This window comes from Maribacter sp. (assembly GCF_039974175.1).
Classification (GTDB): Bacteria; Bacteroidota; Bacteroidia; order Flavobacteriales; family Flavobacteriaceae; genus Maribacter_C.
Genome location: NZ_JBDWJN010000012.1, coordinates 208,305 through 221,867 on the forward strand (window position 1 = coordinate 208,305; position 13,563 = coordinate 221,867).

The 13,563-nt window shown below is 41.2% G+C and carries 14 protein-coding genes; 11 read left to right on the plus strand and 3 right to left on the minus strand.

Features of this window, described 5'->3' with window-relative positions:
* Window positions 1–32: 32 nt before the first annotated feature.
* Genes rnpA through ABJN95_RS17190 form a run of 3 tightly spaced genes read left to right on the plus strand, consistent with a single transcriptional unit; the run spans window position 33 to window position 2,658 of the window.
* Window positions 33–485 (plus strand): ribonuclease P protein component, encoded by a 453-nt coding sequence (rnpA, locus tag ABJN95_RS17180; protein WP_348372212.1) that lies wholly within the window; start codon window positions 33–35, stop codon window positions 483–485.
* Window positions 478–2,106 (plus strand): S41 family peptidase, encoded by a 1,629-nt coding sequence (locus ABJN95_RS17185; RefSeq protein ID WP_348372214.1) that lies wholly within the window; start codon window positions 478–480, stop codon window positions 2,104–2,106. The genes rnpA and ABJN95_RS17185 overlap by 8 nt, the downstream gene beginning before the upstream one ends.
* Before the next feature lie 30 nt (window positions 2,107–2,136).
* Window positions 2,137–2,658, plus strand: coding sequence for an STM3941 family protein (locus ABJN95_RS17190; protein ID WP_348372215.1), 522 nt, complete (start codon window positions 2,137–2,139; stop codon window positions 2,656–2,658).
* Window positions 2,659–2,688: 30 nt separating this feature from the next.
* On the opposite strand, the gene ABJN95_RS17195 is transcribed toward ABJN95_RS17190, so the two are convergent.
* Window positions 2,689–3,225 (minus strand): DinB family protein, encoded by a 537-nt coding sequence (locus ABJN95_RS17195; RefSeq protein WP_348372217.1) that lies wholly within the window; start codon window positions 3,223–3,225, stop codon window positions 2,689–2,691.
* A gap of 35 nt (window positions 3,226–3,260) precedes the next feature.
* On the opposite strand from ABJN95_RS17195, the gene ABJN95_RS17200 reads away from it, so the two are divergent.
* Window positions 3,261–4,151 carry an SMP-30/gluconolactonase/LRE family protein gene (locus ABJN95_RS17200; protein WP_348372218.1) on the plus strand — a complete coding sequence of 297 codons (891 nt, stop codon included), beginning with the start codon at window positions 3,261–3,263 and terminating at the stop codon, window positions 4,149–4,151.
* Complete coding sequence (locus ABJN95_RS17205; RefSeq protein WP_348372219.1) at window positions 4,151–4,933, plus strand: SDR family oxidoreductase; 783 nt, start codon at window positions 4,151–4,153, stop codon at window positions 4,931–4,933. Before ABJN95_RS17200 ends, ABJN95_RS17205 begins: the two co-directional genes overlap by 1 nt.
* 2 nt (window positions 4,934–4,935) lie before the next feature.
* Here ABJN95_RS17205 and ABJN95_RS17210 read toward each other — a convergent pair whose 3' ends face one another.
* Window positions 4,936–5,796 (minus strand): DUF1080 domain-containing protein, encoded by an 861-nt coding sequence (locus ABJN95_RS17210; RefSeq protein WP_348372220.1) that lies wholly within the window; start codon window positions 5,794–5,796, stop codon window positions 4,936–4,938.
* A 98-nt stretch (window positions 5,797–5,894) separates the two neighbouring features.
* A complete protein-coding gene (locus tag ABJN95_RS17215) occupies window positions 5,895–7,001 on the minus strand; it encodes a DUF5009 domain-containing protein (protein WP_348372222.1) in 1,107 nt (368 codons plus the stop codon).
* A 129-nt stretch (window positions 7,002–7,130) separates the two neighbouring features.
* Here ABJN95_RS17215 and ABJN95_RS17220 point away from each other — a divergent pair, with 129 nt between their 5' ends.
* The 6 genes from ABJN95_RS17220 to ABJN95_RS17245 are packed head-to-tail and all read left to right on the plus strand — an operon-like array spanning window position 7,131 to window position 13,560.
* Window positions 7,131–7,856, plus strand: a complete 726-nt coding sequence (locus ABJN95_RS17220) for a phytanoyl-CoA dioxygenase family protein (RefSeq protein ID WP_348372223.1) — start codon at window positions 7,131–7,133, stop codon at window positions 7,854–7,856.
* A gap of 10 nt (window positions 7,857–7,866) precedes the next feature.
* Entirely contained in the window at window positions 7,867–8,976 is a 1,110-nt protein-coding gene (locus tag ABJN95_RS17225) for an SGNH/GDSL hydrolase family protein (protein WP_348372225.1), read from the plus strand.
* A gap of 5 nt (window positions 8,977–8,981) precedes the next feature.
* Entirely contained in the window at window positions 8,982–10,004 is a 1,023-nt protein-coding gene (locus ABJN95_RS17230; RefSeq protein WP_348372226.1) for an MBL fold metallo-hydrolase, read from the plus strand.
* A gap of 5 nt (window positions 10,005–10,009) precedes the next feature.
* The gene (locus ABJN95_RS17235; protein ID WP_348372228.1) at window positions 10,010–10,876 is read left to right on the plus strand and encodes a fructosamine kinase family protein; all 867 of its coding nucleotides are present in this window, start codon (window positions 10,010–10,012) and stop codon (window positions 10,874–10,876) included.
* 9 nt (window positions 10,877–10,885) lie between these two features.
* The gene (locus ABJN95_RS17240) at window positions 10,886–11,407 is read left to right on the plus strand and encodes a hypothetical protein (protein WP_348372229.1); all 522 of its coding nucleotides are present in this window, start codon (window positions 10,886–10,888) and stop codon (window positions 11,405–11,407) included.
* Between the two features lie 26 nt (window positions 11,408–11,433).
* Window positions 11,434–13,560: a PQQ-binding-like beta-propeller repeat protein gene (locus ABJN95_RS17245; protein ID WP_348372231.1), complete on the plus strand. Its 2,127-nt coding sequence runs from the start codon at window positions 11,434–11,436 to the stop codon at window positions 13,558–13,560.
* The last annotated feature ends 3 nt before the right edge of the window (window positions 13,561–13,563 follow it).

A 13,563-nucleotide genomic window follows, 5' to 3' on the forward strand; every position in this document is an offset into this window, starting at 1 on the left:
CTGATTATAGTATATGAACCTCAACGAATTTAATGTCTTCGGTTAATGACAACTATGACAATTATCATAAATCAAAACCAGCCTATATTGTTTACTTTTATGCCCATATGAAGTTTACGTTTCCCAGAAAAGAAAAACTGAAAAGTAAAAAGTTAATTGAGCGGCTTTTTACAGAAGGGAAGAGCGTTTCAAATTATCCGATAAAACTTATATATCTTAAAACAGCGCTGCCTTTTGATGTGCCCATTCAAACGGGAGTTACAGTTCCAAAAAAAAACTTCAAAAGCGCAGTAAAACGCAACCGTATTAAACGTTTAATGCGTGAAAGTTATCGGCTCAATAAAGCCCTAGTTTTTAACAATAGTAAAGGCACTTTTGCGTTTCTATTTTTATATCTTGGTAAAGAGATGCCCGACTATTCACTTGTAGAACAGAATTTGAAAGCGGCGCTTCATAAATTCAAAAAGAAAATCGACGATGAATAAATTGCTTAAAAAAAAGATTTTAATCCCTGTTTTTGCAGTCGTAATATTGATAACAGGCAGTAGTTTTAAAGGTGATTTTTTCGAAATCGCCAAGCAAATTGAAATTTTCACCACCCTTTTCAAAGAGTTAAACATGAACTACGTGGATGAGACCAACCCTGCTGAACTAATGGATACTGCCATTAAAAATATGTTAGATGAGTTAGACCCGTATACCAAGTTCTTAAATGAGCAAGATGTAGAGGCCTACAAAATCAACAATGCCGGGGAATACTCTGGTATTGGAGCCACGGTTCGATCTTACCAAGATAAATTAGTGATAATTGAACCTTACAAGGGCTATCCTGCAGACAAAGCCGGGCTAAAAGCAGGTGACCAAATCATTAATATAGGAGATATCAACATTGGCGACTTCGACGATAACGGAAGTGAGCTTCTAAAAGGTGCCAACAACACTTCGGTAACTGTTACCTACAAGAGGCAGGGTGAAACCAAAACCGCTACCATTACCAGAGCTGGCGTTGAGGTAGATGCCGTACCTTTTTACAAAATGGTAGACGATAAAACAGGTTATATTGTTTTGGCGAAGTTTAATGCAAAAGCCTCAAGCCAAACCAAAGCTGCACTCATAGACCTGCAAGGAAAAGGCGCCAAGAAAATCATCTTAGATCTTCGCGGAAATCCGGGTGGATTACTCTCGGAAGCTATAAACGTAACCAATCTTTTTATAGATAAAGGGGAGCTTATTGTAACGACGAAATCAAAAGTCAAAAAGTTTAACCGTGAGTACAAGACCAAAAACAAAGCCGTAGATACAGAAATTCCATTGGTAGTTTTGGTAAATGGAAGTAGTGCTTCGGCAAGCGAAATAGTCTCAGGAAGCCTGCAAGATTTAGATCGTGCTGTGGTTATGGGAGCGAGAAGTTTTGGCAAAGGTTTGGTGCAACGCCCACTAAGACTTACCTATGGAACACAGTTGAAAGTTACCATTTCAAGATATTTCACGCCATCTGGAAGATGTATTCAGTCGCTAGATTATTGGAACAGAGATGAAAACAATAATGCTATTCGCAATACAACCTTTAATGAATTCAAAACCAGAAATGGAAGAAAGGTTGAAGACGGTGGGGGCGTATTGCCTGATATAGAGATTGAAGCAGTAAAAGCGAATCCTTTGACGACTGCATTGTTGAACAACAACGTGATATTCGACTTCGCGACGGATTATTACTATAAAAACCAACTAGCCGAAGTAAGTAATTTCAAATTTTCAGATGGTGATTTTCAGAATTTCAAAGCCTTCGTTTCGCAAAGTGATTTTTCGTTTGAAACCAAAACAGAAAAGGCGATCAAAGAGGCCATGAGCAATAAAGATGACGTTATCTTCAACGCTGCAGTAGCAGAGGATTTTAAAACCTTGTTACTGGATATTGAGAAGAGCAAAACGGCGGCTTTGGAAACACACCAAAAGGAAATTCAAAGCAAGTTGGAAGATGAAATCGTCAAGCGTTATTTCTATCGTGAAGGACTTTATGAGTACTATCTGCAAAATGACGATGCGATCTTGGCCGCCACAGAGCTTTTGGGGAATACTGAAAAGTATGAGGGAATTTTGAAGTAAATGTCAATTTGAAATACCTGATATAAAAAATTGGACGAAATCAAAATTCCATTAAGTAAGTCTAAGATCGGTCTCCTGTTGATAGCGGCTTTGCTTTTTGTAGTTTTCGGATTTTGGACGGTTATAACACCGCAAAGATTTGTTTCTCCTCGGTTCTCCGAAAGTATGGTCTTGGTAGCCGGAATTGTGGCAATATTATTTTTCGGCTTATGCGCTATTTTCATTGCTAAAAAAGTCTTTAGTAAGAAATTTGGGCTGGTCATAAATGATATGGGAATAATTGACAACTCTGGAGCAACAAGTGTTGGGCTCATCGAATGGGCTGACATCACTGGAATGTCAAAATTGGAAATCGCATCTTCTAAAATTTTGATGATCTATACTTCTGATGCTGAAAAATATATCAACCGTGCCCGAAATAAAATTGCTAAAAAAGCAATGGCCGCAAATCACAAAATGTACGGTTCTCCGCTATCGATAACATCAAATTCTCTAAAAATAAAATTTTCGGAATTGGAACTCTTGCTTGCCGAACAAATCGAAAAGCGTTAGCATAGAAGCCTTCAGGTTTACTTAAAAAAGCTACCAGGTATACTCAGGCGGCTCAACACCATTCATCCGCAAATACAAATTCGACTTCGCACGATGGTTGGCCATATGGTCTTGCGTAAAAAATAGTGCAAATGCCCTACTTACTACATTTCCGCTATGGTACATCTTACAGGTTTCATCTAACTGCTGCTGTTCGATCGTTTGTATTATTTGAGTGGTGAAATCAAAACTCTCTTGCATCATGGCCAAGATCTCCGCCTTTGTAAATTTAGAAGCATCAGGCGTATTTGGCTCCACCTTCATCCCCAAAACATAGCGTCTGGTGATCAACTTATTTGCTGCAGCGATATGCACCATTTGTTCCGCAAAGGTTTTACTCACTACTGTTGGTTTGTAACCGTACTTCTCCTCTGGCATTGCCTTAGCAACTTCTAAGCAATGTTCGGTAGCTTCTATCCATACTGGCAGATACATTTTAGTAAAGGCCGTTTTCGGAATTGTGTCATTTTGCGCATTTGCTATTTGAATACAACAAACTGCTATTAATATGGTAAAAACCTTTTGCATAATCTTATCTTTAAATATCATTTTTAGACACCATAATGTCCAAAATTATTTCGAATAAAGCTAATTTGTTGTTAGACGTCAAAGCAACTTTGGGAGAAGGTCCGGTATGGGATTGGAAAAAAAAGCTCCTCTTTTGGGTTGATATCGAAGGCTGTATTTTGTATTGCTACCATATGGTAAACGGAGAAAATCAACGCTGGACTTTTGACAACATGATAGGGGCCGCAGTTCCTACAAAATCTGGGAAAATACTCCTCGCTTTTGAATCAGGATTGGCGAGCTTTGACTTGAAAGAAGAAAGGTTGAACTGGCACTATGTATTGGAAAACAATGACCGCAGTATGCGCTTTAACGATGGCAAGGTTAGCCCTGCTGGTAATTTTTGGATTGGGAGCATGCACAAACAGTTTCATCTTAAAACGGGAAATTTATATAGGGTAACCCCAAATTTTCGAACGACCATTAAAATACCAAAAACTACCATCTCCAATGGAATGGCTTGGACATCCGACCACAAGAAATTTTTTTTTGTAGACTCTCCTACTTATCAGGTCTGTTCTTACGATTATGATATCAAAACAGGGCAAATCTCCAATAAAAAGACGGCTGTAGTCATTCCCGAGGATTATGGCACTCCCGATGGAATGTGCATCGATGCTGAAGACATGCTGTGGATTGCTCATTGGGGTGGAGGTTGTGTTCGGAGATGGAACCCTCTAACAGCTCAGGTTTTAGAGGAAATTCATGTTGCTGCGCCGCATGTGACCTCTTGTTGTTTTGGTGGAGAAGATTTAAAGACTTTGTATATTACCACCGCAAGAAGCGGTTTAAACAAAATGCAACTCAAAAATTTTCCGCTAAGCGGCGGACTTTTTGAACACCGCCTCGAAGTGTCGGGAAAACAAATAACCTATTTCAAAGATTGATGTCGTACTCAGGTATAAAAGACAAAGTGGCCATTGTTACAGGTGCGGGAGAAGGCATCGGCTTTGCGGTAGCGCAGCTATTGGCTGCCCATGGCGCCAAAGTTATTCTTAATGATATTGACACCACAAAGGCAAATGAGGCGGCTGAAGAAATCAATAGCGCGTACGCTGATATGTGTTTGCCTTTCTCAGGAGATGCTGGTGCCATTTCGGTAATCAATGAAATGGTTGATTTTACAATTTCCAACTTTGGTAAAGTAAATTTCATTATTCCCAATGCGGGCATTACCCTTTTCGGTGATTTTTTAGAATTCACCCCTGATTCCTTTCAAAAGGTCATGAACCTCAACTTGCACGGTGCCTTTTTTTTAGCGCAAAGAGCGGCCAAGCAAATGATAAAACAAGGTGACCGCGGCAGCATGGTTTTCATGTCATCTCAGGTGGGTATTCAAGCCTATCAACATCTTACCGCTTATGGCATGACCAAAGCAGCGCTCCGCATGATGGCCAAGAACTTGGCCTATGTACTCGGCAAACACAAAATCACCGCGAACGCCGTTGCCCCTGGAGCCACCCTAACGGAACGTACGCAGCAAGAACAACCCGACTACGAAGGAATATGGGGTAAATTGAACCCCAATGCACGTGTTGGCAAACCAGAAGATATAGCCAAAACGGTTCTTTTTCTACTTTCAGAAGAAGCTACGCACATTAATGGGCAAACTATTCCGGTAGACGGTGGTTGGACGGTTGGCGGAAAATATCCTGAGGATTTGATGTAGTTTTAGTTGTACACACAAGAATCAACATCAGAATTGATATAATGCTTGCTATAGTTGGTGGCCTTTGGATTCATACAACCCTTTAGGTTTTTTATTTTGATATTTCGAAAATCAATAGGCTGCCCTTCACTTTGTAAGGCAATGAAGCCCTCTTCTAATAATTGACCGTCAGGTTTCATTTTGGGGTCGTGCCCAGAAACCACTTCACCACCAACCCGTGGTTTGGTATATTCCAAAACGGTCTTCCCGTTGATCATATGGGTAACCAAGGAATCACCTCGAACAATCAAGTCAGCTTGTACCCATTGGTCTCCAAAGTACGTTTTTGACGACGAGCTGATACAATGTCTCGGGTCAATTTTACCCTCATATTCTACATCAGTTCCCGGCGAACACATATTCCCGGTAGGACGTTCTTTTCCTTTTTCCAAACCTCCCAAAAATTGCATTTCTACCGATATCGGCCAGTTTTGTTCCTTCAACATCGTTCTTGGATCTTGCGAATGGAACATAACCCCGCTGTTCTGAACTATAAACACCGGTGCACCCGGGTGCGGTTCACCCACAAAGCGATACTCTAGCGACAAATGAAAATAGGAGTACGGCTCGTCAAAATACAAATGTGAAAAGCGATCGTTAAAATCTCCCTCATATTCATCATACCGTACCTTAATAATGCTGTCCTCCACACGAAACGTATTGCCGTAGTTATCTCCCACTTCATAATGGTGAATTTTGGTTGTCCATCCGCTTAAATCCTTTCCGTTGAAAAGATCTTTCCATTCATCTTCACTTTGTGCAAGACAATGCAAAGATGTGCCTGAGAGTACTAGCAAAGCAATAAAGCATCTCATTGGTTTCATAATGTATTGTGTTAAAATCAAGTTGTCAAGAAAATATACGCTATTTTGTTTTTGGTTCTCCCCAAGGCACGAGGCGCTCAAATAAACAGGAAGGGTTGTTAAACCTTAAAATAGACCTTGTGCTTGTCTAAAAAGTAGGTAATATACCAAAAAATGAAAAGCACAAACAGCGCATTAATTACCATAATCAATTTTTCAGAAAGTCCAAGAGGCGATAGAAGACCCTCGGTCCAAATTTTTCCAAAATCACGAAACCATTGTACACCTACCGTTTCGGCAAAAAGATAAATGAAAATAGAATTTGTACCGACCACAGAAAAAATCCTTAGCCATTTACCATGGTTATTCTTGACATCGATTGCCCAGTAAAATAGCGTTAAAGTTAAAATGGCTATACCTCCGGAAGCTAGTGTAAAAGATGAAGTGGCTATTCTCTTTACTATTGGTGTGATGTTAAGCCAGTCCATAGCAAAACCGAAAATCAAAATAACCGTTCCCCAAATCAAAAAAGCTTTAAGCTTTTCTTTTTGCGATTTATGGCTTAATAAGATCTGTCCGCAAACAACTCCCCAAATCGTGTGTGCTGCGGTTGGTATAAAGTTGACAAAAACCCAATACCCGCCATTTGTTTTTCCCATGGTCAGCATATCTCCCCATGAACCAAAACTTTCATGTCCTTGTGCATAAGGCGCTTCGGGATTATAAAGCCGGTATAGCGCTTCTATAAGCACAAGTAAACCAACTGAGATGCCAATCTGTACTTTATGTGGAAGATGCATTATCGCGTAGGCGATCAAAATGGTAAATGCCAATTGTACGAGTACATTCCATAGTTCCCATACCAAGGCATGGCTATAAACACAATGCAAAAGAACGCCAAACGCAAAGAGCAAAAAGCATCGTCGTAATATGTGTTTGGTCACTTGACCCTTGGTTTGAGTTGTTAAACGTTTCCGAAGTGAAAATGGCATGGCCACCCCAACTATAAACATGAAAAACGGCTGAATCAGATCCCAAAATCTTAGGCCGTTCCAAGGGTGGTGATGTAATTGTTGTGCAAGTGCTGAAAAAGCCGTTCCGTCGGTTAACTCGGTAAAGTTATGATGAAAGCCCGCTGCTTCGGCTACCAGTAAGAACATCGTCAGTCCGCGAAAGACATCCAAAGAAAAGAGGCGTTTTGAAACATTGGCTGCAAGTTGTGACATGCTGAAGGTTTTGATTGGCTATGCTCACTCAATTTAAGCATTAATCTGGCAATTACGACAATCACCCTAAATTCATAAGCGTCAAAATGAAATTTTCTTTACCTTTCATTCCTATTAGAAGGCAAGCCTATGATATCAGCAAAACAAAAATCTTTCTTTGAACAAGAAGGATATTTAGTGGTTGAGAACCTGATTTCCAAGTCTGAGGTAGACTACTATTGCAGTCTATACAATTCGTTTCTCGACAATAGCATAGATGCTTCCCAGTATCGTTCCGATCTTTCAGGTGGCGACGAGGAGAAAGAAAATATAACTCAAATCATGGTGCCAAGTAAACTGGTTCCAGAGTTGTTGCAAAAACCCATTCATCAAGAGTCATTGAGAATAGCTAAGATTTTAATGGGCAACGATATCGAGCTAGATTTTGACATGCTCATCAACAAAGCGCCAAACACAAATACTATTACACCATGGCATCAAGATGCTGCGTATTGGATCAATATGCCAGACAAAAGAGCCGCGAGTTGCTGGGTAGCGATCGACCATGCGTATAAAGAAAATGGATGTATGTGGTACACGCCAAAATCACATCTTTCGCCAATTCTTCCTCATGCGCAAACCGGTAACAAAGGAGCGCTACAATGCGACGGTAGTGAAGATAATTCGGTGTTTATAGAACTTCAGCCTGGCTCGTGTGTCTTTCATCAAGGCGGTACATTGCACTATAGCCGTGGCAATTCTACAACTAGCAACAGAAGAGCCCTGATCACCAATTTTAGGCCAAAGGCCATGATCGTTTTGGAACGCGCTCAAGGTGTAGATCATACCGGGGAAAGAGAAGTTAAAAACAATTAATACGTTATACATGAAATGCCTCAAGTACATTGGTTTGTTATTTACTTTATGGACTTGTTTGCTATCGGCTCAAGAAATCACTTCCTACACTTGGCATGATCCTTTGGAGACTTTGAACAAAATTGAAGGTCAAGGCTGGTCCGATATCGGTTATGCCCGATTGCCTGGTCAAGCGGAAAACCTAGTTAGAAATCCTGTATGGTCGCTCTCAAGACATGCTGCTGGACTCTCTATTCGTTTTAAAACAGATGCAGATAGTCTTCAAATCGAATATGAAGTTGATGGAAATCACGCCATGAACCATATGCCAGCAACAGGAGTTAGTGGCGTAGATTTATATGGGAAAAATGAAGTGAATGATTGGTTATGGTACCGGGGAAGGAGCACCTTCGGTGACATCGTTCAATACCATTTCAAATCAGAAAACAGTCCCAAAGGAGGTCGTGAGTACCAGTTATACCTTCCGCTGTACAACAATTGCAAAAACCTGAAAATTGGCATTCCGAAAGGAAGTGCCATCAAATTTCTGCCACAGCGAAAAGAAAAACCAGTTGTAGTTTACGGAACATCAATTGCTCAGGGCGCCTGTGCTTCAAGGCCAGGTATGGCATGGACAAATATCGTAAGCCGAAAGTTAGATTATCCAGTGGTCAACTTGGGTTTTTCGGGAAACGGTCGCTTAGAACAAGAAGTGCTTGATTTGATTACGGAGATTGACGCCCAAGTGTATGTTTTAGACTGTCTACCCAATTTGAGTCCAAACGAAGAACGTACAGAAGAAGAAATCAAAAAGCGTATTCAAAATAGTGTTCACCATATACGAAACAAAAGACCAAGAGCAAGAATTTTACTCACACATCATGCGGGCTATAGCGATGGTGAAGTAGATCGTTCTCGTAACGAGGTCTATAAGACCCTAAATCGCTGGACAAGTGAGGTTTTTATTGATTTTCAACGCGATAGAATTCGATATCTTTACCTACTGCCAAGAAACAAAATCAATCTTTCGAACGATGCCTTTGTTGATGGCACCCACCCAACAGACTTGGGTATGGAGCAGTATGCAAACGCTTATGGAGAAGTATTAGCTCCTCTTCTCGGAAGGTACAAACAGCACTAAAACCCATGTCTAAAAATTTTGTTTTAATAATTCCTTTGGTGGTAAAAACCGCTTTGAAAGTTCTTGTGCTTCTTTTCGTTTTCGTCAGTTGCACTGAGCGAGTTAACAAAAAGGTTGTGAAAGGGAAAGCCAACGCTATTCAACCCATGCTATCGATTAAGAATGGGGTGTCTTTGGTAGTTTTAGGTACCCTTCAAGACGCCGGATCACCACATATTGCCTGTAAGAAGGAATGTTGTGCAGTTTTGTTTGAAAATCCAAACCCCAGCAGAAAAGTTGTTTCTTTAGGGGTTCTTGACCATCAGAACCGACAAACCTATCTTTTTGAGGCTACGCCCGATATTTCCGAACAGGCTAAACTTTTAAAAAATTTTTGCTCTTGGGAAGCCGATGATTTACCCAGCGGTATTTTCTTGACCCATGCGCATATTGGGCATTATTCAGGACTAATGTTTTTGGGGAAAGAAGCAACCAATGCCAATGCCGTTCCAACCTACGTGATGCCTAAAATGAAGGGGTTTTTAGAAGAGAACGGACCATGGAGTCAGTTGGTTTCTGAAAACAACATTGAACTGCATTCCATTGAAAACAAAAAGGAGGTTTCGCTTACATCAAATCTAAAAGTGGTACCAATGCAAGTACCTCATCGCGATGAATTCTCTGAAACCGTAGGTTATAGAATTCAAGGCCCTAATAAGAGCGCTTTATTCATACCAGATATTGATAAGTGGGAAAAATGGAATAGTGATATTTCAGAAGTCATCAAAACCGTTGATTATGCATTTCTCGACGCCAGCTTTTTTGACGGAAACGAACTGAACACTCGTGATATCTCAAGTATCCCCCATCCTTTCGTGATTGAAAGTATGGCTTTGTTCAAAAACCTTTCCAGTACGGAAAAGGCAAAAATCTACTTTATTCATTTTAATCACACAAACGCCTTGTTAGATTTGGAAAGTGAGCAAGCCAAAACTGTACTTGCAAAAGGATTTAACATAGCGAACTTCAGAGACCAATTTGATCTTTAACCAGTATGGACAAAGACCTAATAGCTCAAATCGAATACCTGCTTTGTATTCGTATTACACGGGTTGAGTCGCTTTCCGGTGGTGATATATCAAAGGCTTTCTTACTAGAATCTGATTCCGAACGCTTTTTCTGCAAATGCAATTCCGATAGTGGTGCTTTTCAATTGTTTCAAGCTGAAAAAGCCGGGCTTGAAGCTATTGCTGAAACTAAAACGATTGCAACACCCAAAGTACTGCTTTGCGAAAAACTAAATGAAGGGGCCTTTCTCTTGCTAGAATATATCGAGCCAAAACAGGCTTCTGCAAACGATATGCAACGTTTGGGACAGCAATTGGCCACCATGCATCAACTGTCTTCCTCAAATGCTTTCGGTTGGAAAACCAACAACTACATCGGGAGTCTTCCACAAGCTAACGAAAAACACACTGATTGGATCGCTTTCTATACCCAAAAACGTTTGCTGCCGCAATTGCAAATGGCTAAAAATAAAGGAGGCCTTTCGCGCGATGAGATTCCATCTGAATTGCAAATTATAAAAACCTGTGAAACCTTATTCCCAAAGGTGAAGCCTTCTTTGCTTCACGGAGATCTATGGAGTGGCAACTATCTGATTGCTAAAGATGGAACACCATATCTTATCGACCCAGCTGTGTATTTTGGGCACCATGAGGTCGATGTTGCCATGACCAAACTTTTTGGAGGGTTTGACCATAGTTTCTACAAAGCCTATGAAGAGCAATTTCCGAAAACAGCGGGTGAACATGAGCGTAATGACCTCTATCAACTCTACTATTTGCTCGTACACCTCAATTTGTTTGGTGCGTCATATAAAACTTCAGTGACTCGTATCTTAAAACGCTATTTCATTTAACTTTAGACTATGAACGACTTTGAAGAACTTTTAAGCGGTGGACATCCGAATTCTTTAGGAAATACCCTTGAGGTTGTTGAAAGCGTACTGCAAAACCCTAGCCGATTTGAAGAACTATTTAATTGTTATTTTAGCTACGATGAGGTGGTTCGCTTAAGAGTTTCTAATGCCATGAAACGTATTTGCAAGGAACGCAAAGACTTGCTTGTTCCCTATCTTGACAAATTTCTAAGCGATATTTCAAACATTGACCAGGCGTCAGCACAATGGACCCTAGCTCAACTATTCCTAAGCTTGGAAAAAGATATGACACCACAACAAATCCAAGCCGCTAAGAACCTGCTCACGCACAATCTTGCCAATTATAATGATTGGATCGTTCTCCATACTACGATGCAAACCCTATCGCATTGGTCTACAAACGATCAAAAATTGAGGTCTTGGCTAATTCCACATTTGGAACGTTTAAGTGCCGATACACGAAAATCGGTTTCTGCAAGAGCGAACAAGCTATTGGCAAAATTTATGTAGTTTTAAAGGAACCATCTATTGTTTAAATGTATTTACGAAAATTTGCTCCTATATTGGTTTCTCTGGCCCTGGTTGGAATACTCCCTTATAATTGCGCTCCAAAGGAAGAAAAGAGCTCGTTCAAAACTGCCTATTCCACATGGTCGTCTTATTTGGGTGATTCTGGTCGTAGCCACTTTTCAACCCTTTCCCAGATCACTCCTGAAAACGTACAGCATCTGAAAGTTGCCTGGTCGTATGAAGCTTCAGACTGGGGGCAAATGCAAATGAACCCCATTGTGGTCGATTCTATTTTATACGGAGTTACCGCGGCTTTGCGTGTAGTCGCTTTACATGCCGAAACCGGAAAAGAAATCTGGCAGTTTGGTGATTCGGTTAAAGTTTGGCATTCTACTTCCCGAGGGGTTTCCTATTGGGAGAAAGGTAATGACAAACGTATTCTTTGCACACGTGGTTCTGACCTTTTTGCCCTAGACGCCTTAACAGGAAAGCCTATTCCTTCTTTTGGAAATAATGGAAAAATAGATATGCGATCGGGCATGCCTGAATCTGCGAAAAACAAATTTGTCATATCGAACACACCGGGTACTGTTTATAAAGACCTTATTGTAATGCCCTTGCGTGTATCAGAAGGTCAGGGTGCTCCTCCCGGAGATATTATGGCCTTCAACCTAATTACCGGAGTGGTGGAATGGGTTTTTCACACCTTGCCTGAAAAGGGGGAAGCGGGTTACGAAACCTGGAGCGAGGATCCTAGGGAAAGTTCGATTGTTGGGGCAGCAAACAACTGGGCCGGAATGGCAGTTGACGAAGAAACCGGAATAATTTATGTGCCAACAGGTTCGGCCGCTCCTGATTTTTACGGTGGTAACCGCTTGGGAAGCAATCTGTACGCCAACAGCCTTTTGGCATTGGATGCCAATACCGGAAAGCGCCTTTGGCACTTTCAATTTACCCATCACGACATTTGGGACCGTGACCCTCCTGCCCCACCGAATCTATTGATGGTCGAACGCCATGGGAAAAAGATTCCTGCCGTAGCACAAGTGACCAAACAGGGTTATGTATATGTATTTCATCGAAAGACAGGTGAACCTTTGTTTGATATTGAAGAGGTGCCCGTTCCTCCTACGACCATTCTCGGAGAAGAAGCATGGCCTACCCAACCGATTCCTGTAAAGCCAAAACCTTTTGCAAGACAAGCCCAAGATTTGACGCAGACCGATATTAGTGCCTTTGCAGAAAACAAAGAGGAGCTGCTGGAAATTTTTAAAACTTCAGATAAACGGCTCTATGCGCCTCCGGCTTTAACACCGAATTTTTTATTTCCCGGTTATGATGGAGCCGCCGAATGGGGAGGTACCGCTGCAGACCCTGATGAAGGGATTATATATGTGAATTCAAACGAAATGGCATGGAATCTACAACTAGGTCTAGCCGATCCTATTGCCAAAGAGATGCCACAGGGAAAAGCCGCTTATCAACAATACTGTGCCAGCTGCCATCAAAATAATCGTGAAGGAATAATAGCAAGTGGGTTTCCTTCCTTATTAGATCTTCAGTTGCGAAAAGAAAAGTCTGAGGTCGCAACTATAATCACCAATGGGAAAGGAATGATGACTGGCTTTCCACAACTTGAAAAAGAGGAGATAGATGCCTTACTTCGATTCCTATTCGAGGAGGAAGTGCAACACAATGTGGTTGAAACATCTATTGAAAGAACCAATGACCCAAGCTACAAACACACGGGATACAATAAATTTTTGGACAATAAGGGCCTTCCGGGAATTTCTCCGCCTTGGGGAACAATGCATGCCATCGATTTAAATACCGGCGAGTATATTTGGTCGATACCCTTCGGAGATACCCCGCAATTAGGTGAAGCAGGTAAAGGAACGGGTTGTGAAAACTACGGGGGCGCTGTGGTAACTGAAAACGGACTCCTATTTATTGCGGCAACCAAGGACGGCTATTTTAGGGTTTTTAATAAACATACGGGTCATATACTTTGGCAATACAAACTTCCTGCTGCTGCTTTTGCTACCCCTGCAATGTATGAGGTGAATGGCAAACAATATATAGCGATTGCCTGTGGAGGTGAAAAACTAGGCACGAAAAAAGGAAATCAGATTATCGCTTTTGCCTTAGAATAGTAG

Excerpts from the sequence above, each read along its gene's own strand:
- rnpA (WP_348372212.1), top strand. The coding sequence starts at position 33 with ATGTCTTCGGTTAATGACAACTATGACAATTATCATAAATCAAAACCA.
- ABJN95_RS17185 (WP_348372214.1), top strand. The coding sequence starts at position 478 with ATGAATAAATTGCTTAAAAAAAAGATTTTAATCCCTGTTTTTGCAGTC.
- ABJN95_RS17195 (WP_348372217.1), bottom strand. The coding sequence starts at position 3,225 with ATGCAAAAGGTTTTTACCATATTAATAGCAGTTTGTTGTATTCAAATA.
- ABJN95_RS17200 (WP_348372218.1), top strand. The coding sequence starts at position 3,261 with ATGTCCAAAATTATTTCGAATAAAGCTAATTTGTTGTTAGACGTCAAA.
- ABJN95_RS17205 (WP_348372219.1), top strand. The coding sequence starts at position 4,151 with ATGTCGTACTCAGGTATAAAAGACAAAGTGGCCATTGTTACAGGTGCG.
- ABJN95_RS17210 (WP_348372220.1), bottom strand. The coding sequence starts at position 5,796 with ATGAAACCAATGAGATGCTTTATTGCTTTGCTAGTACTCTCAGGCACA.
- ABJN95_RS17215 (WP_348372222.1), bottom strand. The coding sequence starts at position 7,001 with ATGTCACAACTTGCAGCCAATGTTTCAAAACGCCTCTTTTCTTTGGAT.
- ABJN95_RS17220 (WP_348372223.1), top strand. The coding sequence starts at position 7,131 with ATGATATCAGCAAAACAAAAATCTTTCTTTGAACAAGAAGGATATTTA.
- ABJN95_RS17225 (WP_348372225.1), top strand. The coding sequence starts at position 7,867 with ATGAAATGCCTCAAGTACATTGGTTTGTTATTTACTTTATGGACTTGT.
- ABJN95_RS17230 (WP_348372226.1), top strand. The coding sequence starts at position 8,982 with ATGTCTAAAAATTTTGTTTTAATAATTCCTTTGGTGGTAAAAACCGCT.
- ABJN95_RS17235 (WP_348372228.1), top strand. The coding sequence starts at position 10,010 with ATGGACAAAGACCTAATAGCTCAAATCGAATACCTGCTTTGTATTCGT.
- ABJN95_RS17240 (WP_348372229.1), top strand. The coding sequence starts at position 10,886 with ATGAACGACTTTGAAGAACTTTTAAGCGGTGGACATCCGAATTCTTTA.
- ABJN95_RS17245 (WP_348372231.1), top strand. The coding sequence starts at position 11,434 with ATGTATTTACGAAAATTTGCTCCTATATTGGTTTCTCTGGCCCTGGTT.